The following is a 21,417-nucleotide window of genomic DNA, read 5'->3' on the forward strand; positions in this document are numbered from 1 at the left end:
GGACCGAGAACATCACCGTGTCCTGGCACTACATCGCGCGCATCTGGCGGGAGGAGAGCCTGAAGCCGCACCGGTCCGGCACTTTCAAGGTTTCCAAAGACCCCGCGTTCGCGGAGAAGGTGGCCGATGTGATCGGCCTGTATCTGGCCCCGCCGGGCGGCGCGGTGGTCCTCTCGATCGACGAGAAGACGCAGATCCAGGCGCTGGACCGGACCCAGCCGGTACTGCCGGTCGCCTTCGCGGCGAGCGAGAAGCGCACCGCCGGCTACGTCCGGCACGGCACCACGAACCTGTTCGCCGCCCTGAACGTGAGCACCGGCGAGGTGCTCGGCGAGTGCAAGCCGACCCGGAACGGCAAAGACTTCCTGGCCTTCCTGAAGAAGGCGGTGAAACCGCACGCCGGGAAGGACATCCATGTCGTCCTGGACAACCTCTCGACGCACACCACCCCGGAGGTCAAGGAATGGCTGTCGAAGAACCCACACGTCCACTTCCATTTCACTCCCGTCGGCTCCTCGTGGCTGAACCAGATCGAGATCTGGTTCGGAATCCTGACCCGGCAGTCCATACGCCGCGGCACCTTCTCCAGCGTCAACGTCCTGGTCAAACAGATCCGCGACTACATCAACTCCTGGAACACAACGGCCAAACCGTTCACCTGGACCGCGACCGCCGGCGAGGTCCTCGCGAAGGTCCGACTCGTCGCGACCAACGTGAAGAAACTCGTCAATAACAACTCGAACTGACATGAACAGGATCACGAGACACTAGCCACGCACCCCACTTACGCATTCCATCGGCGGGGCTTGGGATCACGAGGCATCATCGGGAGTTCATGTACTTCACCCGTCCGGTCTTCCCCTTGCCGGTATCTCCCGGATGGAACGGGAGTCCTTGGGCTTTCCTCTGAGCTTCGCACCACGCCGTTGCCGGCATCGCACGTCAAGGGCGGGGACGGGTCATACGGACACGGACCCGTGACTGCACCTACAGCTTCATCAACTGCCTCTCCAATCGGTCAGTCCACTCAAATTCGTGCAACTTCGTGTCGCACGGTCGCCTTCCCAGTGGCCGGGAACAGCCCGGTCCCCGGCCTCGGCCGGGCGCTCGCGGATGGAGACCGCGTCGCGGATGCAGCCGCGCTGCTGACCTGCGGCGGAGGCATTCTTCGAGCGGCGCATCGTGCGTCGGCGGCGCAGATGGGAGACAAGCTCCTTCTTCAGCACCCCTCGGGCCTGGATGAACAGGCTCTTGTAGATCGTCTCGTGAGACACGTACATACCGTCCCCGGGTACGAAGGTGCGGGCGAGCCGGCCGGCGATCTGGCGCGGCGACCAGTCCTCCTTCAACTTGCCAGCGACCGTGTCCCGCAAGGCCGGACTCTGTTGCAGCAGACAGGACTTCGGGCGCCGGGCATTATCCCAGGCGCCCTCGTCCGCGCGAGCGGCCCGGTACTTCTCACGCCCGCCGTGACGCCCCACCTCACGGCTGACCGTGGACGGTGCTCGCCCCAGCCGGTCCGCGATCGCCCGGAAGGAGTCAGCGGCGGCCGGCCCCCGGGAGATCTCCTCCCGCTCCGCCAGCGACAACACCCCGGCCGATCGGGTCCGGGCCGCTGGGACGAAACCGCCGTTCGCCGCGACCACCCCGTGGATCGACCCGGGCACCTTACCCAGCGCACGCCCGATCTCGCTCAGCGACTGCCCGTCCCGCCATCGCCGCCACACTTCACGCTTCTGCTCGTCCGACAACCCCGGACGCCCGATCCTCGCCACCCAGCAACACCTCCAGCAACCGTTCTACCTGGGATGCTGCACCGACCCATTGACCTCACCGCGCATTTCTTCAGGAAGACGTTCTCCATCTCGACTTTGCGAATGCGTCGTTCGAGTTCCTCAAGGCGAGCCCGTTCGCTCAACGACAGTTCCGCATCGGCAGCCGGCTCATGCTGTTTCTGGTGCTTCTTCACCCAGCCTCGGAGGGTCTCCGGATTGATTTCGAGCTCACGAGCTGTCTCGGAGATGGTCTTGCTGGACCGGAGAGCGATCTGTACAGCTTCCTCGCGGAACTCCGGTGAATACTTACTGGGTGGTGCCACTCCTACTTCCTCGTTTCCTGTTCAGGGCAACCCTATTGGGTCCCTGTCCGGGAACTTCGAGGCACCTCACTGACACTCGCCGCACAACAATACGAACGGGTGTCCACTCCGCAGGGACAAGGCCCGACCGGTCACACCAGCCCTTTGACCTGCGACTTCAAGTTGGCGGAGGCTCACTGGTCATCCACTTGCCGGTAGCGGGAAGTGGTGACCGTCCATTCGGCGCTGCCACGGAAAGCGTGCCGCAGGCCGGCTGCGCAGGCAAGGGCCAGTTCCCGGTCTTGGCCGGATACGTCGATGAGGTCGAGGGCGTTGGGCCATTGCTCTTCTAGGGTGAGGAACTGCTCTGTCCACTCTTCGATGAGTGAGAGTGTCATATGGACTGCCTCGTCAGGTTGACACCCGTGGCGCCGCTGGAGGTGAGTCAGCATGCTGAAGGGGTCCGACTCCGCTGTGTCTTTGACCCTGCTCACGATATCGTTGACGCTGCAGATCAGGTTCATGGACAGTCGGCCCATGTCGCGGAACACCGGGTGGTGGTAGAGGGCGGACGGGAGCGAGCGGCCCAGCCCCACCTCGATGAAGTCCAGCTCGCACCAGAAGGCGTGCGAGTCACGCCAGAGGGACATGAAACTGTCCGTGTCGCTACCGAACAGACCGGCTCCGTACCGGCGCAGTGCGGCGGCTTGGGTCATTGCGTCCCAGTGGTCGGCGAAGTGCCGTGCGTTGCGCCTGATCCACTCGGCTGACATACCAGCCCGAGCCCGCTCGTGGATGTCCGCCAGCCCAGCAGCCAGAGGTGAGGGGTGGGCTACCGGGGTGCTGAACACGTGCCGGTGCACGGCGCCGAGCGCGGCTTCTAGCCGAGCAGGGTCGGCGCAGTGCTCGCCTTCATCGTTGTGGTCGTCCTCGACGAAGAACCACGTTTTCAGATCCGCGCAGGCGTCGTATCGCTCCGGGAGGGCTCCGGGCCAAAACCAGCCCGAGTATCGGGCCGCCTGCGCTCGGTCGAGTCGCACGGCTGCTGGTGTGTCGGGTTCAAGTCCCATGGCTCGGGCCCACGCACGTGAACGCGCATCGTCAGATCGGGTCAGTGGGTGCATGGGAGTGGAGATGTCAGAGAGAACCTTGGGGAGGATGGTCATGGCAATGTCTCCTGCGGTGGGTGATGGCTGGAGCGTGGGCGGTCACGTCGTCTGGCTTCACGGACAGAGCAGCCATCCTTGCGGCGGCCGGGTGCGGCAGAGCAACTGTTTAGACAGCTATGCAGCTCACAGGACGAGCCTTCCGCTGCCTGTCCTAACATCAGCGCCTGGGTGGATGGAGGGGGTGTGGTCAGGGGTCAGGCTCCCATCCTTCGCTGGCGGTTGCTGTAGGTACGCAGGGCGTGGAGGAGGTCGGTGCGGGTGAAGTCGGGCCAAAGGTGGTCGCAGAAGTAAAGTTCGGCCAGGGCGGCCTGCCAGAGGAGGAACCCGGAGGTGCGGATTTCGCCGGAGGGCCGGATGATCAGGTCTGGGTCGGGTTGTCCTGCGGTGGATAGGTGGGCGGCCAGCCGTTCGGCGCTCACAGTGGGATCGCCGCTCTGCTGGGTTTCTCTGACCAGCGCTCGAATGGCTGCGAGCAGGTCGGCGCGCCCGCCGTAGCCCAGGGCCAGGTTGACGAGCATGCCGGTCTTGTTGCGGGTGTCGTTCTCTGCTTGTCGCAGAGTCGTGGTGAGGGATATGGGCAGTAGTTCGGCGCGGCCGATGTGATGCAGTCGCCAGTGGCCGACGGCGGCTAGTTCGGTGATCACGTCTCGGTCGATGCGGTACAGGTCGTCGAGTTCGGCAGATGAGCGCCGAGCGATGTTGTCGTCGGAGAGCATCCACAAGGTAACGATGCCGATGCTGAGTTCATCGCACCAGGCCAGTACGTCCGGGATCTTTCGGAAGCCGACGCGGTGCCCGTGCCCGGCGGTTGGTAGACCTTGTTTGCGGGCCCAGCGGCGGTTGCCGTCGAGGACGATCCCCAGGTGACGGGGGACCACTGTCGGGGCGTCGGCGGAGATCAGGGTCGTCTTGATGGCATGGGTTTCCGTCATGGCGGGGGCTCCTTGTCCTGCAATGGTGGGGGCAGGGCGAAGTGCTGGGTCTCCGTGGTGACCGTGACCTGTTCGACCTGCGTGTGGCCGCGCTCGGTCAGTGCGGCGAGCAGTTCGGTGACCCGGGATTCCGGGGCGGAGGCGCCAGCGGTGACACCGATGGTCTCCACGCCGGTGAACCAGGACTCTTGGGCCTGGGAGGCGTCGTCGATGAGGTACGCGGCTCGGGCCCCGGCGCGCAGTGCGACCTCGGCGAGCCGTACGGAATTGGAGGAGTTCGCGGAGCCGATGACCAGGAGCAGGTCGCAGCGGGGGGCGATGGCGCGGACGGCGTCCTGACGGTTCTGACTGGCGTAGCAGATGTCGTCGCCCGGGGGGTCTTCCAGCAGAGGCAGCCGGGTGCGAAGGGCGGTGGCGGTGGCGGCGACTTCGTCGACGGCCAAAGTGGTCTGGGAGAGCCAGACCACCCTTGCGGGGTTCGCTACCTGCAGGCGTGCGGCTTCCTCGGGCGAACCGACGACGGTGATGTGGTCCGGGGCCTGACCGGCGGTGCCTTCGATCTCCTCGTGTCCGGTGTGGCCAATCAGGACGATCTCGTAGCCGCGGCGGGCGTAGCGCAGTGCCTCGTGGTGCACTTTGGAGACCAGCGGGCAGGTGGCGTCGATCACGGTGAGGCCGCGCTCGGTGGCTTGGGCGCGGACGGTGGGGGCGACGCCGTGGGCGGAGAAGACCACGACCGAGCCGTCGGGCACCTCGTCCAGCTCGTCGACGAAGACCGCGCCCTGCTCGGTGAGGTCTCGCACCACATGGGTGTTGTGCACGATCTGTTTTCGCACGTAGACCGGGGTGCCGTACTGGTCGAGTGCCCGTTCGACGATTTCCACGGCCCGGTCCACACCTGCGCAGAACCCGCGTGGGGCGGCCAGCAGGACGGTGCCCATCAGTCGCCGGCCCTCTCGTTGTCGACCAGGCGCACGGCCTCGTCGAGCAGCGTCTCGACGATTCTCGATTCAGGGACGGTGCGGACCACTTCGCCCTTCACGAAGATTTGCCCTTTGCCGTTGCCGCAGGACACGCCGAGGTCTGCTTCACGGGCTTCGCCGGGGCCATTGACGACGCAGCCCATCACCGCAACGCGCAAGGGGTGGGGGAAGCCGTTGAAGGCGGCCTCGACCTGGGCGGCCAGCTTGTGGATGTCGACCTGGAGCCGACCGCAGCCGGGGCAGGAGACGATCTCCAGCTTCCGGGGGCGCAAGCCAAGCGAGGACAGAATGTGGCACCCGGCCTTGACCTGCTCGACTGGTGGCGCGGACAGCGAGACGCGGATGGTGTCCCCGATGCCGTCGGCCAGCAGCACGCCGAAGGCGACCGCCGACTTGATGGACCCCTGCAGCATGGGTCCGGCCTCGGTGACCCCGAGGTGCAGCGGGTAGTGGCACGCGTCGGCCAGCAGCCGGCAGGCGGCGATCATGGTGAGCGGGTCGTGGTGCTTCACCGCGATCTTGAGGTCGGTGAAGCCGTGCTCCTCGAACAGCGAGCACTCCCACAGCGCGGACTCCGCGAGCGCCTCGGGGGTCGCCCTGCCGTACTTGGCGAGCAGGCGCGGGTCCAGGGAGCCGGCGTTGACGCCGATGCGGATGGGGATGCGGGCGGCCGAGGCGGCGGCGGCGATCTCCTTGACCTTGTCGTCGAACTTGCGGATGTTGCCGGGATTGACGCGGACCGCCGCGCAGCCGGCGTCGATCGCTTGGAAGACGTAGCGAGGTTGGAAGTGGATGTCGGCGATGACCGGGATCCTGGACTTCGCCACGAGGGCGGGCAGGGCGTCGGCGTCGTCCCGGGAAGGGACGGCGACGCGGATGATGTCGCAGCCGGCGGCGGTGACTTCGGCGATCTGCTGCAAGGTGGCGTCGATGTCGGCAGTGAGGGTCGTGGTCATGGTCTGGACGGGGATGGGTGCGCCGCCGCCGACCGGGACGGCGCCGACGTGGATTTGCCGGGTGTGGCGGCGCACCGGGGCGGTGAGAGCGGCGGTGGTGCGGCTGGGGAGGACGGGGACTGGCAGGTCGGCGAGGGTCATCGCGTGCTCCCGGCTGCGGGGTGTACGAGCGGGTGATGGGGCGGCAGATCCGGTCCGGCGCAGGCCGGGCGGGCGGCCAGCAGGGCGCGGGCGGTGTCGGCGAGGGCAGGACCACTGATGCCGGCGGCTTCCAGGAGGGCGCCGCGTTCACCGTGGTGCAGGAAGGCGCTGGGCAGGCCGATCGTGTGGAAGCGAGTGGTGATGCCCGCGTTGGCGGCGTGGCGGGCGATGAGAGCGCCGATCCCGCCGTCGGCGATACCGTCCTCGACGACCAGGGCGAGGCGGTGGCGGGCGGCGAGATGACCCAGCGCGGGGTTGACGGGGGCGGCCCAGCGGGGGTCGGCGACGGTGACGCTGACGCCGAGGCCGTCCAGGATGCCGGCGGCGTGAAGACAGGCGGTGGCGGTGGTGCCGATCGCGATGAGCAGGACGTCGAGGGCGGCGTGGGGGGTGCGGTGGAGGATGTCGATGCCGTCGAGGGTGGCCAGGGCGTCGCTGTCGTCTCCGGCCGCGGCTTTGGGGAAGCGCACGGCGGTAGGGCCGTCGGAGATATTCACGGCTTCGCGGAGCAGGGCCCGCAGCCGGGCGGGGTCGCGGGGGGCGGCCAGCCGCATCCCGGGGATGTGGGCGAGCATCGCCAGGTCCCACAGGCCGTGGTGGGAGGCTCCGTCGGGGCCGGTGATGCCGGCGCGGTCCAGGACGAAGGTGACCGGCAGGTGGTGCAGGGCGACGTCCATCAGGACCTGGTCGTAGGCCCGGTTGAGAAAGGTGGCGTAGAGGCAGACCACGGGATGGAGGCCGCCCATGGCCAGCCCGGCGGCCGAGGTGACGGCGTGTTGTTCGGCGATGCCGGAGTCGAAGACCCGGCCGGGGAACCTCGCCGAGAAGTCGCCCAGGCCGACCGGCAGGCGCATCGCGGCGGTGACCGCGACGACATCGTCGCGTTCCGTGCCGATAGCAGTGATCTCGGTGCCGAAGACTTTGGTCCACGACGGCGTCGCGGCAGCCAGAGGGAAGCCTGTGGCGGGGTCGATGACGCCGACCGCATGCATACGGTCAGCGACGTCGGCCTCGGCGGGACCATACCCGTGGCCCTTGCGCGTCACCACGTGCACCACCACGGGACGGTGCATAGCCGCCGCCCGGCGCAGGACGGATTCCACCGCCGTGGTGTCGTGGCCGTCCGTCGGGCCGAAGTAGGCGAAGCCCAGATCGGTGAACACGTTCCGGCACCGGGCGCCCTTGTCGCCCCTGCGGAGCACCGCCAGGTGGGCGGCGAGCGCCCCGACGGTGGGGTCGTAGGAGCGGGTGTTGTCGTTGAGGACCACGATGACGGGGTGCGCGGCGGTGCCGAGGTTATTGAGGGCTTCGAAGGATAGGCCGCCGGTCAGCGCGCCGTCCCCGACGACCGCGACCACCCGCCGGTCGGTGGTGCCCGTGTGGTGGAAGGCTTTGACCAGGCCGTCGGCGAAGGCCAGCGCGGTGGAGGCATGGGAGTTCTCGATCCAGTCGTGCACGGACTCGGCCCGCGACGGATACCCCGACAGCCCGGCCGCCTGACGCAAGGTGCCGAAGCCGGCGGCCCGGCCGGTGAGGACCTTGTGCGGGTACGCCTGATGCCCGGTGTCGAACACGATCGCATCACGGGGTGAGTCGAAGACCCGGTGCAGGGCAATCGTCAGCTCCACTACTCCCAGCCCCGCCCCGAGGTGACCGCCACTGGCGCACACGGTATCCACCAACAGCGCACGGATCTCGGCCGCCAGCTGCGGGAGCTGTCCGGGGTCCAGGGCGCGGACCTCCTGAGGAGTTCCGGCGCGAGCGAGTAGCCCTGCCATGCCGGCGGTGGCTCTGTGCACGGCAGGGCGCAGTTCCACGGTACTCATGGGAGACGAATCCTTCCTCCAGCTTCCGCAGGACGTGGTGCACGAAGGGTCCGGGACGGCGTGACCCTCAGTCAGGTGTCTTGAACCCGCCGGGTACGCGATGGCCACCGGGAAAACCGGGCATACGTCTATGACGCGCCCATTCGCGGCCCGGGGGAACCCCTGCGCCGTGATCGATGCGTGCACGCGCTGAACGCTTGTGAATGCGTGAATCCTTCACGGGAGTGAAGAGAGGCAGATATGGCCCGACATGCCCCCAATGCGCGCCTGGCCGCCCTCTTGGCCGAGGCTGGCTGGAGTGCCGGGGAACTGGCGCGGGCGGTCAACGCCCAGGGTATGGCCCACGGTGTGGCGTTACGGTACGACCGTACGGCCGTGGCCCACTGGCTCGCCGGCTCCCGACCGCGCGCCCCCGTTCCCGCACTTGCCGCGGCAGCCCTCAGCCGTCACACCGGCCGCCTGATCACCGCGCACGACACCGGCCTCGCTCAGACCCCGCAGGCGTACATCCCATCCCTCCACACCTGGCCCGGAGAGGCGGATCCTGTGAAACACCTGGTCGTCCTCACCCGCGGGGACACCGACCCCACACACCGGACCCTGCTGGCCCAGTCCGTGTACACCCTGGCCGCCGTCACCGTCCCCACCTGGCCGTACGACCACAGGATGCTGCCGGTGACGGACGGCTCACGGGCCTCGACAGCGGACGTACAGATGCTGCGCGACATGCCGCAGGTCTTCGCAGATCTGTCCGAACGCCACGGGGGCGCTCACGCCAGATCCGCCCTGGCCATGTATCTCGCCGACGACGTCAGCCGCCTCCTCACCGCCCCCGGCCCCCTACACCGGGAACTGCTCACCGTTAGCGCCCAGCTCGCCCACCTCCTCGCCGCCATGACCGACGAAGCCGGCCACCCCGGCCTGGCCCAGCGTTACTACCACACCGCGCTGAGCCTCGCCCGGGACGCCGGCAACCGCTCCGCCTACGCCGTCACCCTGCGCGCGATGAGCACCCAGGCCAGCCGCCTGGGCCACCCCCGGTACGCCCTCCACCTCGCCAACGCCGCCGTGGACACCGCCGGCTCCACCGCCACCCCGGCCACCCTGGCCTTCCTGCTCATCCAGCGGGCGCTGGCCCGCGCCCACGACCAGCAGCGCCACGCGGCCCTCGCTGACCTCACTGCAGCCGAAATGCACCACGAACGGGCCTCAAGTCCGCCCGGCCCGTTCACCGCCTACCCCCGCGCCGGCCTGGACTACCAGCGCGCCCAAACCCTCTTCTCCCTCGGATACGACACCGACGCGCTCGCCGCGCTGCACGCCTCCGCGCGACACCGGCCCGTCGGCCAGCGCAGAACCTTCGCCCTCACCCACGCCACCCTTGCCGACGCCCTCCTGCGTACCGGCCACCTGGAAGAGGCCTGCACCCACTGGCACCACTTCCTCGACCACTACCCTCACCTACGCTCCGCCCAGATCGACCGGGCGCTCACCCGGCTCCACGCAGGACTGACCCCGCACCGGCGCCAACGGCACGCCGCCGCCGTACGGGAACGCGCCCACACTCTCACCGACCTGCCCACACCCAGGTGACTCCTCCTCCGCTGCTTGACCGGCGGCCACGGAAGCAACGCCCCCACCCGGAAGTCCGGCCGCAGCACGGTGGACAGGACAGGAACAGAGGGGAACGGAGCCGAGCAAACCCACCATCAAAGGATCATCCATGCTCCCTGCCTATACGCCCGTGCACTCCCGCAGCGACAGGCTCCCCGCATCCGCGTCCGGTGTACTCGCACCAACGTTTCTGCCTACGCCAACTGCCCGGCCGCCGACCATCCGGTCCGCAAGCGGCCCGGCTGCTGCGGCCTACCCTCCCAAACATCGACTTTCTGATCAGCGCCAACGCCCTCGCTCTCGGCATTCAACCCGTAGTGGCCGTCGCCGCTCGGCTCGCATACTGGTCCGATGAGTCGGGAGTGTCATGAATCAGGTGGGCACCTGCTCAGAAGGGACCCTGATGGACACCAAGAGCGGTCACCTGATCGAGGACACCCCCTGGCCGATGCGTTCACGGCCTTGCAGTGGTGCGAGCTGCCGAACGGGCACACGAGCGTTCCACACCACAGCGAGGTCGATTCCTTCCACGAAGGAGACAAGCTGGTGGATTCGCTGGGATGACACCGTCCACGAGCTCGTCACGTTGGACATCTGCATGGTTGAAAAACTGCCCGACGGGCGCTTCCAGATCACACCGTAAACTCGGAAGTACACCCGTAACTGACGTGCCCCCGGCGGCTGTTGGTTTGATGTGTGCATGAAGAGGGTCAACGAGCCCGCCGGGGACACCGGCTTCCCTGTCCACCAGTGCCGCCTGCCGGTGTCGCGAAGAACCAACGAATACTGCACCGATCTGCTGAGCCGTCACCTGAAGACGATCGGCTCCCGCTGGCGGGTCCTGCCGCCTGGACGGATCGTCGTCATCGTGCTTGCCCTGCTCCGCCACGACCAGCGCATCGCCGACATGGTTGGCGGCAACGCCGTCGGCGACACCACCGTACGCCGCTGGCGCGACGAGCTGATATCCCTGCTGGCCGCCCGCGCACCCCGCCTGGACCGCGCCCTTAAGAAGGTCGCGAAACGGGGCGGTGAGGTCGTCTTGATCGACGGCACTCTGATCCCCACTGTCCGCCGCACCGGCCGAGCGAACCGACCCAACTACTCGGGCAAGTAACGCCGTCACGGACTGCACTTCCTCGCCCTCACCGACGAAAAGACGGCCGCCTGCTCTGGATCTCCGCGGCCCGCCCCGGACGCACCCACGACATCACCGCCGCCCGCCGACCGCATCCTCACCCACCTGTGCGCCGTCGGCCTCGGCGCCCTGGCCGACCTCGGCTTCCGCGGCCTGGATGACGATCCGGATCACCCGATGGTCATCACGGGCTACAAGGCCACCCGCGCTCGCAAGCTCACCCCCGGCGAGAAGCAAGCCAACCGAGTCCTGGCCGCCGCACGCGCCCCCGTCGAGCACGGTTTCGGGCACTTGAAGAACTGGCGGACCCTCACCAAGCTCCGCACCGACCCCACCCACGCCACCGACCTCCTGCGCGCCCTGCTCGTCCTCACCAACCTCGAAGCGAACCGCTGACACGCGAGCCCGACCCCAGACTGCCGCCCGCGACCAGCACGAGCTGAACCGCCCCGGGTTCGGTAGAGATCTCAGATTGTGTTGGTGACCTGGGGTTTCGTGGGTTCCTTGTAGTGGTTGGCCTCGCACTCTGCGGGTGGGATGTGCCCTGTCTCACCGTGCAGGCGGCGGTGTACGTACCAGTCGGTCCACTCGGCGGTGGCGAGTTCGACCTGGGAGAGGTTCTTCCAGGGCCGCTGTGGTTCGATCAACTCGGTTCTGTACAGGCCGATCGTCGATTCCATGCAGCTCGCGCCAGATCCTGCGGGCGCCGTAAACACGGTAGTTGGTGGCGTGGACCTCCTGGATCCGTGCCTTGGTTCCGGCATCACGCACCGTGCGGGCGGCGGGCTTCTCCAGGCGTTTCTTGTGGGCGTAGTAGGTGGAGGGGGCGATCCTGCAGTCATCTCGGTGAGTGTTCTGCAGATCGGCTCGACGCCGCCGAAGCGGTCCCGGTGCTCGTTGATGAACGTTACGAGCGTGTGTGTGGCCGGTCGAGCTCGGCCGCGAAGAAAGACGCCGCCGCCTTCAGGGTGTCGTTCGCCCGCTTCAGCTCGGCGTTCTCCTTCTGCAGTGCTTGAGCTGGGCGGACTCCTCCGTCGTCGTTCCCGGCCGCTGTCCGGCGTCGATCTCGTGCTGCTTCACCCAGTTGCGCAGCGTCTCTCGGGAACCGATGTCCAACTTTTCGGCGACGGACTGCAGTGCTGCCGTCTCGGTCGGGTAGTCGCCGCGGACCTCGGCGAACATGTGCACCGCACGACGGCGCAGCTCAAGCGGGTAACGGGAAGGACGTGCCATGACTCAATCCTTCACGGAATCGAGTCTCTACCGAACCCGGAACGGTTCAGTGAAGAGTCGAACGTGGCCCCAGGCGCGTACATGGGCGGCGACGGTCTCCGCGGCCTCGTAGACGGTGAACGGCCATCCGGCGTCGGCGCAGGCGAGCGCGGCGTCGAGGCCGACGGGCCCGGCGCCGAGGATCGCGACATGTCGCTGCATGGTGAACTCCCTTTCCGTACGGGTCAGATGGCGCAGTGGACGGGGCGGGGCAGGGTGCCGTCGGTGAGGCGGGCGGTGAAGAACCGCTCGGTGACCAGCTGCTGGCCCCTGGCGAGCGGGGTGCTGGCCGGTGCGAGGTGCATGTCGGGGCTGGTGGTGAGGTCGGCTCCGGCGGGGTGCCAGTGCAGTCCGTCGGCGGTGACGGTCAGTTCGGGGATGCTGGAGTCCTCGCCGATCTCCACGCCGGTGTCGGAGAAGCCGCGCCGCAGTAGCGGGCGTACCGCGAAGTGGGCGGCGGGCAGGCCGAGTCCGGCCAGCAGCTCGGCGACCGCGGGGACCTCGTGCGTGTTTTCCGGGGTCTCGGTGAGGGCGACGCGCGGGGGCAGGCCGAGGTCGATCAGGTGGCGGATGCCGTCGAGGGTGCGCTGCCAGGAGCCGGGGCCGCGGTGGAGGTCGTGGGTGGTGGCGGTGGCGCCGTCCAGGGAGGTCTGGACGGTGAGTTTGCGGTCGGCCAGGTCCGCGAGGTCGGCGGCGCGGCGGCCCCGCAGCAGCATCGCGTTGGTCATCACGACGGTGGGCAGCTGGGCGGAGGCGTGATCGAGGAGGGCGACGATGTCAGGGTGCAGGAAGGGCTCGCCGCCGGTGAGGTACAGCTCGGTAAACCCCGCCTGTACGGCCTCGTCGACGAGGGCGTGGAAGGTGTCGGTGGGCAGGGTGCGGGGCGCGGCCTTCGGAGAGGAGGCGACGGCGCAGTAGTCGCAGGCCAGGTTGCAGTGGAAGTTGGTGTAGATCCACAGTCGGGACGGGAAGTACGCCGTGCCGAAGAGGGGCACGACCGGACGCTCGCCCGCCAGGGCATCGGTGGTCGTCTCGCCCCAGCCGTCGTTCGCGGGGCGGAAGCCGGAGGGCAGGGTGGAGCGGTAGAGGTGGTAGCGGCCCCCGGAGCGCTCGCGTGGCGGCAGGATTTCCAGGCAGGTGGTCCACCAGCCGGTTTCGATGGTCTCGGCGAAGATCTCGGGCAGCCCGGCGGCGTGCATCGAGGCGGCTTGCGCCTGCCAGTCGTACGCGAGCGGGATCAGCTCGGCGGTGACGCGCCCGTCGGAGAGGTCGAGGATGGCGTACCAGACCTCGCGGCGGCCGTCGTTGGCCGGTTTGCCGAGCACGCCGACGTTGACGGCGAGGGTGTCGCCGATGCGCCGCTGCCAGGGCAGGCCGCTGTGGGTGCACAGGACGACATCGGCGCCGGACGCCTCGGCGCGCAGGCGGTGCTGCTCCTCGGGGAGCGATTCCCACCAGAAGTCGTTCAGCGCCAGGGTCGAGCCGTGGACCATGTGGATGTCGACGCCGTCGATCGTCTCCCGGCGTTCGGTGGGCAGGGTGCCCATCCAGGCGGCGAAGTCGCGGTGGGTGGTGGCGAGGGTGTGGTCGTAGATCAGTTGGGCGTACTCGTTGTCCTTCGGGTCGCGGTAGCCGCAGCCGCAGTCGGTGTCGCCGCGGGCGATGGCCACGTCGTAGTTTCCGGCGACGCACTCGACTGCGTTGTCGGTGAGGATCGGCCACAGGGCATCGATGTCGGCGCCGAAGCCGCCGAGGTCTCCCAGGCAGAACAGCCGCTCGGCGCCCCGGGTGCGGGCGTCGTCGACGAATGCCTGGAGAGCGTACGGGTTTCCGTAGGGCCCTCCGCAGACTGCGATGCGCATGAAATCGGTCTCCAATGTGTCGAAGAGAGAGGGGGAGGGTGTCGCTCAGGTGGGGCTGGTTCGTTCCGCTGCCCGGGATCTGTGCGGGAAGAGGCGGGGGCCGGCGGTGTAGCGGGTGCGGATGGCTTCGTTGTCGACGCCGGCGAAGTACAGCAGCTTCAGGTACTGCATGAAGGCGATCATGCGCCAGGTGCCGTGGGCGGCCAGGCGGCGTGAGGAGGCCGTCGACGTGGCGGGCAGCAGGCGCAGCGGGCCGTGGCGGTGCAGGCGCCGTGACATCTCCAGGTCCTCCATGATGGCCAGGTCGGGGAAGCCTCCGAGTTCGTCGAAGACGGTGCGGCGGATGAACATGGCCTGGTCGCCGAAGATGTGGTGGAGGCGGCGGGCGCGGGCGTTGGACGTCCACGCGAGGTAGTTCAGGGCGGGGGTGCGGCGGTCGAAGCGGAGGGTGAGGCCGCCTCCGACCACGGCCGGGTCGGCGAGTGCGGCCCGGATCTGGTCCAGGGCGTCTGGATCGATGTCGGTGTCGGCGTGGACGAACCAGAGGATGTCGCCGGAGGCGTGCCGGGCGCCCTCGTTCATCTGCTTGGCCCGTCCTCGCTCACTGGTGATCACGGTGGCGTGGAGCGCGGCGAGTTCGGCGGTGGCGTCGGTGGAGCCGCCGTCCACGATGATCAGCTCGCAGTCGGGGAAGTCGCGGCACAGGCGGCTCGCCGCGCGCTGGATCGCGGCCTCCTCGTTCAGTACCGGGACGATGATCGACACGTGTGTCATGGCGCCTCCACGGGCTGGATCAAAGCGGCGATCGGCGCGGGCAGCGCCGGATCGGCGAGGAGGGCGGTTGCGTCTTCGGGGGTGTCCAGGTCCCGCAGTGGGCACAGCAGCTCCACGCTCAGCCCTTCGCGCCGGGCGACGCAGCGGGTCGCCGTCAGCACCCGGTCCGTGCTCCAGACATCCGCGTCGAGGGCGAAGAGCGAGGTGTGGGGGGCGCGCAGGCCGATCAGGTAGTAGCCGCCGTCGAGCGCGGGGCCCAGCACCACGTCGTGGCTCTCCAGGGCGGTGAACGCGGCGGTCAGGTGGTCGCCGGTGAGGGTCGGCGCGTCGGTGCCGATGACCAGGAGCGGGCCCGCGCCGTCGGCGAAGGCGTCGGCGACGGCTGCGGCCAGGCGCTGTCCGAGGTCTTCGCCGCGCTGGAGGCGCAACCGGACGCCTGCCGGCGTCGTCGTGCCGATCGCGTCGCCGCCGTCGGCCGGGGCATAGGCGAGGTAGGTCCGCGGAGTATGGACGGTGGTCAGTTCCATGGTGTGGCGGATGAGTCCGGCCTGGAGTTCCGCGCAGCGAAGCGGGCCGAGCAGGGGATGCAGCCGGGTCTTGACCGTGCCGGGCCGCGGCGCCTTGGCCATGATCAGGATCGCGGGTGTGCCCCGGTGGGCGGTGGCGTTCACGTGTCGAACCGGTAGACGAAACCTGCCGCGCTCACGCTGTCCAGGGATGGCAGTGCGTGCCCGGCCAGCGTGGCGAAGACCTCCTTGCTCGCCGCCATGCGGTCCAGCAACGCCTGCACCGGTTCCGGTTTCGCGGCGACGCCGTTGGCGTAGTCGGTGACGAAACCGACCAGTGCCATGGGCAGTTCGGCCTCACCGGCCAGGACGGCCTCCGGGCCCGCGGTCTGGCTGATGGCACTCACCCCGGCGGCGGCCAGCGCGGCCACCTCCGACCGTGAGTTGAACCGGGGGCCGTCGACGTGTCCGTACACGCCCCGCGTCGCGACCGGTGCCCCGGTCTGCTCGGCGGCGGTGATCAGCGCTTGGCGCAGTGGTTCGCTGAAGGGCCGGTCGAAGATCCAGTGGCCGCGTCCGGCCTCGCCGGGGGTGTCGTACCAGGTGCAGGGGGTGCCGTCGGGGAGCCGGTTGGCGGGGAAGTACAGGTCGTCGAAGACCACCAGGGAGCCCGGCCGCATGTCCGGGTCGAGAGAGCCGCAGACGGTGAAGGACACCACGGCCTCCGCTTCGACGGCCAGCAGAGCGGCGAGGTTCGCCTTGTGGTCGACCTGGCTGGAGAGCCGGTGGTGACCGGCGCCGTGCCGGGACAGCTGCACGATCTCCGCGCCCCCGAGGCGGCCCTCGGTGACCGTGACCTCGCCGTGGTCCGTGACGACGGTCCGCTCCGCCGCACCCTCCATGTGGGGCCAGTCGTAGCTGCCGGAGCCGGTGATCACGCCTATGCGCATGGACTGCTTCTCCTTCGGTTCTTCGGTTACATGCCGGACGTGCCGGACGTGCCGGACGTGCCGGACGTGCCGGACGTGCCGGGCGAGCGGCGTGCTGGGGTGCGGACCTCGACGATCGGCAGCAGGGTGCGCAGCGCGGCGTTCTCGGCCGGGTCGAGCACGGCGTGCTGTACGCAGGCGGGGACCAGGCTGCTGGTTTCGGGGTGGGCCATGGCGTAGTGGCAGGCGGCCAGTCGCTCCTGGGTTTCGCGCAGCGCGGGGTTTTCGGCCTGCTCGCCGCGCTGCATCATCTTCCAGGCCGGGGCGACGACGTCGGCGTCCATGAACTGGTGCATGACGAAGGTGACCGGACGTACCCGCATCCGGTGGCGGACCAGCCTCAGCAGTCCGACGCGGCGGGCGGTACGGCCCAGCCAGCGAAGCCCCGTCACCACGGTGGACGGATGGCGGGCCACCACCCGCACGATCCTTGCCGCGAGAAGGGCGGGTGCGGTGCCGGTGAAGGTCATCTTCCCGAAGTAGCGGAAGAACGCGTCGCGGACGGCGAGGTCGCGTGGGTCGTCGCCGTCGAGGAACGGATACCAGCGGGCGCCGACGTAGAAGCCGTAGGCGGTGCGGTTGCAGCGCACGTCGCCGTTCTCGAGGACGCGGTAGTCCAGCCGGGTTCCGGCGCCGCGCTCGATCTCCGCCCACACCGCGTCCGGGGTCGCCTCGCGGAACTTCTCCTTCCAGCGGCGCTCGTCGCCGAGGAAGGCGGCGGGCTGGAAGGAGAACATGCCGTAGCCCATGGCGTGGCAGTCGCGGATCATGCTCGCGACCTCGTCGAGGTTGCCCGGGGTGACGGTCATGTTGTGGGCGAGGAAGAACCGCACCCCGTGCTCGCGCCGAAGGCGGCGGAACATGGCGGCGAATCGGGCGCGGTAGGGGTTGAGCGACTGCTCGTTGGGCGGGCGTTCGATGCCGCGCCGGCCGTACATGAACTTGTCGAAGTGCGCGGCGAAGGACAGCCGCCCGAGGCGCTGTGTGCCGTCCGGTCCGAGTGCGAGGCGGGTGAGGTAGTCGTAGTCGAAGTCGCCGTGGGTGAAGCTCATCGGTTCCCGGCCGTGCTCCCGCATGATCGTGAGGGCGGCGGCGTGGTCGTCGGGGGTGAGCAGGCTGACCTCGCCGCCGATGAGCTGGGTGTGGGCGCGTGGGCCTCGCAGCTTGCGCAGCAGGCGCATCTGCGCGGCGATCTGTTCGTGGGTGTGGGGGCCGTCGACGCGGACCTGGTTGGCGTCTCTGGAGTGGTAGCAGGGGGTGCATTTGAGGTTGCACTTGGGGAAGACGCCGTGGGTGCCCTCGCAGCCGACGCCGTGCCGGCCGAGGATCTGGCCGGGGGTCCGGGCCGCGTCGGGCAGTTCCGCCCAGCGGCGCTCCATCGCCGCGGCGAACTCGGTGTCGTAGGGGCGGGTGGCGCGTTCGAGGGCGCGCAGTGTCGCGGTGATCCGCATCAGTGGTTCTCCTGCGGGGTTCGAGCTGTGGCGGGCGACGAGGTGGGCCGGGCCCGGCGCAGGCCGCGCCACAGCAGCCCGGCGTACAGCAGCATCAGGGCGTCCTCAACGAGGACGTACCAGCGCAGCGGCTGGGGGAGGTAGGTGCCGAAGCAGCCGCAGTTGTCGAGCACGAGTCCCCGGGCGAACGCCTGAGAGGCAAGGACCGCCCACACCACCGCCACGCCGGTGTACAGCCATACGGGCGTGGTGGCGCGGGAGCGCGGCCGGGCGAGGAACCATACGGCCCCTATGGCTTCGGCACTGATCAACGCCACGGCCAGGACGGTTGAGGACGCCCCGGACGTCAGACCGTACGCAGTCAGGATGGCGGGCATCGCGTCGAACGAAGCGGCCTGGCCGAGCGCCATCGCCGCGAGGAGTAGGCCCAGGACGAGACGAAGGGTCACCGGATCACTCCTCTGCGGAGTTTCAGCAGGGCGCCGATGGGGCCGCTGCCCCGGGCGAGACGGGCGTAGACGTCGGTGAGCGCGGTGTGCCAGGGTCCGTCGGCGTAGGTGGGGTAGGGGTGCACGGTGCGGGCGTAGTCGGAGGGCGTCCAGCCCAGGCGTACCGCCGCCGCGAGATGGGCGATGGTCTCGCCGGCCCTCGGTGACACGACTGTGGCTCCGACGATCTTGCCGCGCGGGCCCAGCACCAGGGTGGTGAAGCCCTCGGTGCGGCCGTCGGCGACCGCCCGGTCGACCCGGTCGTTGGCCAAGGTGTGGACGCGTGCGCGGTCGCCGTACTTCGCGTTTGCCTCGTCGGAGGTGAGGCCGACGCGGGCGATCTCGGGATCGGTGTACGTCACCCGGGGCACTGCCCGGTAGTCGATGGGGCGGCGCACTCCCAGCAGAGCGTCGACGGCGGCTGCTCCGCCCTGTGTGCCGCCCAGGTGGGTGAAGGCCGAGCGGCCGGTGACATCTCCGGCGGCGTAGATCCGGTGGTTGGTGGTGCGCAGCCGACCGTCGGTGCGGATATGACCGGCATCGGTGAGTTCCACGGCGGCCGCCTCCAGGCCGAGCCCGTGCGTGTGGGAATGGCGCCCCGTGACGGCCAGCAGGGCGTCGTAGGGCAGAGGACCACCGGGCCCGTGAACGGCGTCGGCATCGACTCTCTCGGCGCGGTAGTCGGTCAGTACGGTGACGCCCTCGGCCTCCAGCCGCTCCCGCAGCACCTGCGAGGCCCGGGGCTCCTCGCGCGGTACCAGGCGGTCCATCGCCTCCACGAGAGTGACCTGCGAGCCGAGCCTGGCGAACGCCTGGCCCAGCTCGCAGCCGATCGGCCCGCCACCGAGCACCACCAGGCGGTGCGGGAGTTCGGACAGCTCCCAGACCGTGTCGCTGGTCAACGGCCTGCTATCGACCAGGCCGGGGATCGGCCCCAGGGCCGGAGAGGAGCCCGTGGCGATCAGGGCGTACCGGAAGGAGACCTCTCGCTCGCCCGCGGTCAGGGTGCCCGGGCCGGTGAAGGACGCCGCGCCGTGGGTGACGTCGACTCCGTACGGGGCGAGTGCCTCGGCCGAGTCGTGGGGTTCGATCGCGCCGATCGCCTGTTTCACCTCCGCCAGCGCCGCGGCGAGGTCGGCCGGGCCGGACACCGGCGGGAGCCCGTAGGCAGCGGTACGGCGGACGGCCTGGACGTCGGCGGCGACACGCAGCAGTGCCTTGCTCGGCACACATCCTGTCCATAGGCAGTCCCCGCCCAGGCGGTCGCGTTCGACAAGCAGCGTACGGGCGCCGAGGCGTCCGGCGGTGCGGGCCGCGGTCAGACCGGCGCTGCCGCCGCCGATGACCACCAGGTCGTACCTCTTCATGGCGCGGAACTCTCTGTCGGTGCGCCGTCGTGGGACGGCCGGCGCGCGGGCGTGGGACGTGAAGGGAACCCGGTGACACCGTTGTGGCCTTCCCTTCCCCGCCCCCACGATCACGGTCGCGATGGGCCTCCCGCTTCATCCGCGCGCCTGCGGCGTGTCCGAAACGGAATGCGTGACCAGCCCGGCAGGGTTCCCGAGGGAAGCACAGGGGCGCGAGCCGCCTCCATGAGTCACAGGAGGGGCGAGGGCTGGATGGACGAACCGGACTGGCGGCGCTTCATCACCGCATACCACCAGGAGCACGCCGGCATCACCGAGCAACTGTTCTCCCTGGCCGACATCTCCCCCTACGCCTGGCTGGCCGAACCGCTGCGAGGCATCGAGGGCACGGTCCTCGACCTGGCCTGCGGTTCGGCACCCACCCGTCAGGAACTCCCGGACGCCGACTGGGTCGGGGTCGACCTTTCGGCAGAGGAACTCGCCGAGGCGGCCCGACGGGGGCGCGGGCCGCTGGTGCGGGCCGCAGCGGACGCGCTCCCCGCTGCCTCGGCGAGCGTCGGGGCGGTCTGCGCGGCCATGTGCCTGCCGGTGGTCACACCCCTGCCGCAGTCGTTGGGAGAGACCCGGCGTGTGTTGCGGCCTGGCGGGACGCTCGTGGCGCTGGTGCCCTCCCAGTCCGGGCTCTCCCCATCCGGCATGCTCGGCTGGGTCCGGGTGATGGCGGCCCTGCGCGCCGTACGCCAGCCGTGGCCCAACCCGCAGGCCCGCGACGGACTTCCCGCACTGCTGCGCACAGCGGGGTTCCGCGTCCGCCGCGACGAGCGACACGTCTTCACCCTCGCCATCGACTCGGCCGACGCGGCGGCCCTGCTGGCAGATGCCCTCTACCTGCCCGGCCTCACCACCCACCGGGCTCAGGCCGCCAAGCGCTCCCTCGCGAGATGGGCGACCCCGGGGCGGCGTCTGGAACTGCCACTGCGTCGCGTCGTGGCCGAACTTCCGATCGAACAGCAGTCACAGGAGACGACATGAACCGCCCGGCAGCCCGCTCCTCCGCAACCGAGCTCCCACCGCCCGTCACGGACGCGGACGAGGAGGGGCGGCGGCCGGGACGTGCGGCGTGGATACGGCTGGCCTTCCTCGTGGCTCTGCTCCTGACGCTCGGCTCCTGGGTGGCGCTGGGGGGCGGAGACCTGTTGCGGGAGGTGCGCCAGTGGGTTGACTCGCTCGGGATATGGGGGCCGGTCGTCTTCGCGGTCGTCTACGCCCTGGCTGTGACGGCTCTCCTGCCCGGCTCTGTGCTCACCGCCTCCGCCGGTGCGCTGTTCGGACTTGCGGTGGGGGCCGGCGCGGTGCTCGTGGGCGCGACGGCGGGGGCGGCCCTCTCCTTCGGACTGGCACGCTGGCTGGGGCGTCCGGTGGTCGCCCGGTACGCGGGCTCGGGGCGGCTGGCGCGGCTGGACGCCTTTCTGACGCGCCAGGGCTTCGTGGCAGTCCTGCTCGTGCGGCTGGTGCCGCTGTTTCCCTTCTCGGTGATCAACTACGGGGCCGGGGTGGCCGGTGTCCGTTTCTCCTCCTACGTCACAGCCACCGCCCTGGGCATCATCCCGGGCACCCTCGTCTACACCGGGCTCGGCGGATCTCTGGGCGACCCCGGCTCTCCCGGGCTGTGGATCGCGCTGGGCGCTCTGCTGGTGCTGAGCGCGGGCGGCTGGTGGGCGGGACGGGTGCTCCGCTCCCGCGGCGCAGGGGGTCAGCGCGCAGCTGCCGATAGCCGGTGACGACACGGTGGGCCGCGGTGACAGCGACCAC

Annotated in this window: 23 protein-coding genes; 6 read left to right on the forward strand and 17 right to left on the reverse strand. The window is 69.5% G+C overall.

Features of this window, described 5'->3' with window-relative positions; all coding sequences use genetic code 11:
* A partial coding sequence (locus B9S58_RS15600; RefSeq protein ID WP_107494944.1) for an IS630 family transposase occupies positions 1–746 on the forward strand: 746 nt, incomplete at its 5' end.
* A 252-nt stretch (positions 747–998) separates the two neighbouring features.
* Here B9S58_RS15600 and B9S58_RS15605 read toward each other — a convergent pair.
* From B9S58_RS15605 to B9S58_RS15635, 7 genes are all read right to left on the reverse strand, one after another.
* The gene (locus B9S58_RS15605) at positions 999–1,751 is read right to left on the reverse strand and encodes an IS30 family transposase (RefSeq protein ID WP_181009320.1); all 753 of its coding nucleotides are present in this window, start codon (positions 1,749–1,751) and stop codon (positions 999–1,001) included.
* Positions 1,694–2,098, reverse strand: coding sequence for a transposase (locus B9S58_RS40205; RefSeq protein ID WP_103532715.1), 405 nt, complete (start codon positions 2,096–2,098; stop codon positions 1,694–1,696). Before B9S58_RS40205 ends, B9S58_RS15605 begins: the two co-directional genes overlap by 58 nt.
* Before the next feature lie 173 nt (positions 2,099–2,271).
* Positions 2,272–3,243, reverse strand: coding sequence for a hypothetical protein (locus B9S58_RS15615; RefSeq protein WP_146063510.1), 972 nt, complete (start codon positions 3,241–3,243; stop codon positions 2,272–2,274).
* Between the two features lie 197 nt (positions 3,244–3,440).
* Positions 3,441–4,178 carry a polyprenyl diphosphate synthase gene (gene uppS / locus B9S58_RS15620; RefSeq protein WP_103532717.1) on the reverse strand — a complete coding sequence of 246 codons (738 nt, stop codon included), beginning with the start codon at positions 4,176–4,178 and terminating at the stop codon, positions 3,441–3,443.
* Positions 4,175–5,119, reverse strand: a complete 945-nt coding sequence (locus B9S58_RS15625; protein WP_103532718.1) for a 4-hydroxy-3-methylbut-2-enyl diphosphate reductase — start codon at positions 5,117–5,119, stop codon at positions 4,175–4,177. Before B9S58_RS15625 ends, uppS begins: the two co-directional genes overlap by 4 nt.
* Positions 5,119–6,258 carry a flavodoxin-dependent (E)-4-hydroxy-3-methylbut-2-enyl-diphosphate synthase gene (ispG, locus tag B9S58_RS15630; protein WP_103532719.1) on the reverse strand — a complete coding sequence of 380 codons (1,140 nt, stop codon included), beginning with the start codon at positions 6,256–6,258 and terminating at the stop codon, positions 5,119–5,121. Before ispG ends, B9S58_RS15625 begins: the two co-directional genes overlap by 1 nt.
* Positions 6,255–8,144 carry a 1-deoxy-D-xylulose-5-phosphate synthase gene (locus B9S58_RS15635; RefSeq protein ID WP_258044555.1) on the reverse strand — a complete coding sequence of 630 codons (1,890 nt, stop codon included), beginning with the start codon at positions 8,142–8,144 and terminating at the stop codon, positions 6,255–6,257. Before B9S58_RS15635 ends, ispG begins: the two co-directional genes overlap by 4 nt.
* Before the next feature lie 240 nt (positions 8,145–8,384).
* Here B9S58_RS15635 and B9S58_RS15640 point away from each other — a divergent pair, with 240 nt between their 5' ends.
* The 3 genes from B9S58_RS15640 (at position 8,385) to B9S58_RS39095 (ending at position 11,292) form a co-directional block, all read left to right on the forward strand.
* Positions 8,385–9,737, forward strand: a complete 1,353-nt coding sequence (locus B9S58_RS15640) for a hypothetical protein (protein ID WP_146063511.1) — start codon at positions 8,385–8,387, stop codon at positions 9,735–9,737.
* A 721-nt stretch (positions 9,738–10,458) separates the two neighbouring features.
* Complete coding sequence (locus tag B9S58_RS39090; protein WP_258044557.1) at positions 10,459–10,875, forward strand: hypothetical protein; 417 nt, start codon at positions 10,459–10,461, stop codon at positions 10,873–10,875.
* 198 nt (positions 10,876–11,073) lie between these two features.
* A complete protein-coding gene (locus B9S58_RS39095) occupies positions 11,074–11,292 on the forward strand; it encodes a transposase family protein (protein WP_258044559.1) in 219 nt (72 codons plus the stop codon).
* A gap of 71 nt (positions 11,293–11,363) precedes the next feature.
* Here the strand turns inward: B9S58_RS39095 and B9S58_RS40210 are convergent, their stop codons facing one another.
* From B9S58_RS40210 to B9S58_RS15690, 10 genes are all read right to left on the reverse strand, one after another.
* On the reverse strand, positions 11,364–11,576 hold the full coding sequence (locus B9S58_RS40210) for an integrase core domain-containing protein (RefSeq protein WP_374935682.1): 213 nt from the start codon (positions 11,574–11,576) through the stop codon (positions 11,364–11,366).
* Between the two features lie 304 nt (positions 11,577–11,880).
* Positions 11,881–12,129 (reverse strand): transposase, encoded by a 249-nt coding sequence (locus B9S58_RS40215; RefSeq protein WP_374935683.1) that lies wholly within the window; start codon positions 12,127–12,129, stop codon positions 11,881–11,883.
* Between the two features lie 27 nt (positions 12,130–12,156).
* Positions 12,157–12,330: a hypothetical protein gene (locus B9S58_RS37980; RefSeq protein ID WP_181009321.1), complete on the reverse strand. Its 174-nt coding sequence runs from the start codon at positions 12,328–12,330 to the stop codon at positions 12,157–12,159.
* Between the two features lie 23 nt (positions 12,331–12,353).
* Positions 12,354–14,030: a radical SAM protein gene (locus B9S58_RS15660; RefSeq protein ID WP_103532722.1), complete on the reverse strand. Its 1,677-nt coding sequence runs from the start codon at positions 14,028–14,030 to the stop codon at positions 12,354–12,356.
* 45 nt (positions 14,031–14,075) lie between these two features.
* Positions 14,076–14,804, reverse strand: coding sequence for a TIGR04283 family arsenosugar biosynthesis glycosyltransferase (locus B9S58_RS15665; protein ID WP_103532723.1), 729 nt, complete (start codon positions 14,802–14,804; stop codon positions 14,076–14,078).
* Positions 14,801–15,475 carry a TIGR04282 family arsenosugar biosynthesis glycosyltransferase gene (locus tag B9S58_RS15670; protein ID WP_181009322.1) on the reverse strand — a complete coding sequence of 225 codons (675 nt, stop codon included), beginning with the start codon at positions 15,473–15,475 and terminating at the stop codon, positions 14,801–14,803. Before B9S58_RS15670 ends, B9S58_RS15665 begins: the two co-directional genes overlap by 4 nt.
* Positions 15,472–16,260: an MTAP family purine nucleoside phosphorylase gene (locus B9S58_RS15675; protein WP_103532724.1), complete on the reverse strand. Its 789-nt coding sequence runs from the start codon at positions 16,258–16,260 to the stop codon at positions 15,472–15,474. Before B9S58_RS15675 ends, B9S58_RS15670 begins: the two co-directional genes overlap by 4 nt.
* A 26-nt stretch (positions 16,261–16,286) precedes the next feature.
* Entirely contained in the window at positions 16,287–17,750 is a 1,464-nt protein-coding gene (locus B9S58_RS15680) for a radical SAM domain-containing protein (RefSeq protein WP_103532725.1), read from the reverse strand.
* On the reverse strand, positions 17,750–18,199 hold the full coding sequence (locus B9S58_RS15685; protein WP_103532726.1) for a MauE/DoxX family redox-associated membrane protein: 450 nt from the start codon (positions 18,197–18,199) through the stop codon (positions 17,750–17,752). Before B9S58_RS15685 ends, B9S58_RS15680 begins: the two co-directional genes overlap by 1 nt.
* Complete coding sequence (locus B9S58_RS15690; protein WP_181009323.1) at positions 18,196–19,605, reverse strand: NAD(P)/FAD-dependent oxidoreductase; 1,410 nt, start codon at positions 19,603–19,605, stop codon at positions 18,196–18,198. The genes B9S58_RS15685 and B9S58_RS15690 overlap by 4 nt, the downstream gene beginning before the upstream one ends.
* Positions 19,606–19,830: 225 nt before the next feature.
* Between B9S58_RS15690 and B9S58_RS15695 the strand changes: the two genes are divergently transcribed.
* Together B9S58_RS15695 and B9S58_RS15700 are read left to right on the forward strand one after the other, a co-directional pair.
* Entirely contained in the window at positions 19,831–20,637 is an 807-nt protein-coding gene (locus B9S58_RS15695; RefSeq protein ID WP_219818889.1) for a class I SAM-dependent methyltransferase, read from the forward strand.
* Positions 20,634–21,386 (forward strand): TVP38/TMEM64 family protein, encoded by a 753-nt coding sequence (locus B9S58_RS15700; RefSeq protein WP_103532728.1) that lies wholly within the window; start codon positions 20,634–20,636, stop codon positions 21,384–21,386. Before B9S58_RS15695 ends, B9S58_RS15700 begins: the two co-directional genes overlap by 4 nt.
* The last annotated feature ends 31 nt before the right edge of the window (positions 21,387–21,417 follow it).

Origin of the sequence: Streptomyces sp. SM11, assembly GCF_002910905.1 — a bacterium.
GTDB lineage: Bacteria > Actinomycetota > Actinomycetes > Streptomycetales > Streptomycetaceae > Streptomyces.

Coding starts and splice junctions, on each gene's coding strand:
- B9S58_RS15665 (WP_103532723.1), bottom strand. CDS start 14,804: ATGACACACGTGTCGATCATCGTCCCGGTACTGAACGAGGAGGCCGCG.
- B9S58_RS15660 (WP_103532722.1), bottom strand. CDS start 14,030: ATGCGCATCGCAGTCTGCGGAGGGCCCTACGGAAACCCGTACGCTCTC.
- B9S58_RS40210 (WP_374935682.1), bottom strand. CDS start 11,576: ATGGAATCGACGATCGGCCTGTACAGAACCGAGTTGATCGAACCACAG.
- B9S58_RS15690 (WP_181009323.1), bottom strand. CDS start 19,605: ATGAAGAGGTACGACCTGGTGGTCATCGGCGGCGGCAGCGCCGGTCTG.
- B9S58_RS15625 (WP_103532718.1), bottom strand. CDS start 5,119: ATGGGCACCGTCCTGCTGGCCGCCCCACGCGGGTTCTGCGCAGGTGTG.
- ispG (WP_103532719.1), bottom strand. CDS start 6,258: ATGACCCTCGCCGACCTGCCAGTCCCCGTCCTCCCCAGCCGCACCACC.
- B9S58_RS39095 (WP_258044559.1), top strand. CDS start 11,074: ATGGTCATCACGGGCTACAAGGCCACCCGCGCTCGCAAGCTCACCCCC.
- B9S58_RS37980 (WP_181009321.1), bottom strand. CDS start 12,330: ATGCAGCGACATGTCGCGATCCTCGGCGCCGGGCCCGTCGGCCTCGAC.
- uppS (WP_103532717.1), bottom strand. CDS start 4,178: ATGACGGAAACCCATGCCATCAAGACGACCCTGATCTCCGCCGACGCC.
- B9S58_RS15695 (WP_219818889.1), top strand. CDS start 19,831: ATGAGTCACAGGAGGGGCGAGGGCTGGATGGACGAACCGGACTGGCGG.
- B9S58_RS40215 (WP_374935683.1), bottom strand. CDS start 12,129: ATGGCACGTCCTTCCCGTTACCCGCTTGAGCTGCGCCGTCGTGCGGTG.
- B9S58_RS15615 (WP_146063510.1), bottom strand. CDS start 3,243: ATGACCATCCTCCCCAAGGTTCTCTCTGACATCTCCACTCCCATGCAC.
- B9S58_RS15675 (WP_103532724.1), bottom strand. CDS start 16,260: ATGCGCATAGGCGTGATCACCGGCTCCGGCAGCTACGACTGGCCCCAC.
- B9S58_RS15640 (WP_146063511.1), top strand. CDS start 8,385: ATGGCCCGACATGCCCCCAATGCGCGCCTGGCCGCCCTCTTGGCCGAG.
- B9S58_RS15700 (WP_103532728.1), top strand. CDS start 20,634: ATGAACCGCCCGGCAGCCCGCTCCTCCGCAACCGAGCTCCCACCGCCC.
- B9S58_RS15680 (WP_103532725.1), bottom strand. CDS start 17,750: ATGCGGATCACCGCGACACTGCGCGCCCTCGAACGCGCCACCCGCCCC.
- B9S58_RS39090 (WP_258044557.1), top strand. CDS start 10,459: ATGAAGAGGGTCAACGAGCCCGCCGGGGACACCGGCTTCCCTGTCCAC.
- B9S58_RS15635 (WP_258044555.1), bottom strand. CDS start 8,144: ATGAGTACCGTGGAACTGCGCCCTGCCGTGCACAGAGCCACCGCCGGC.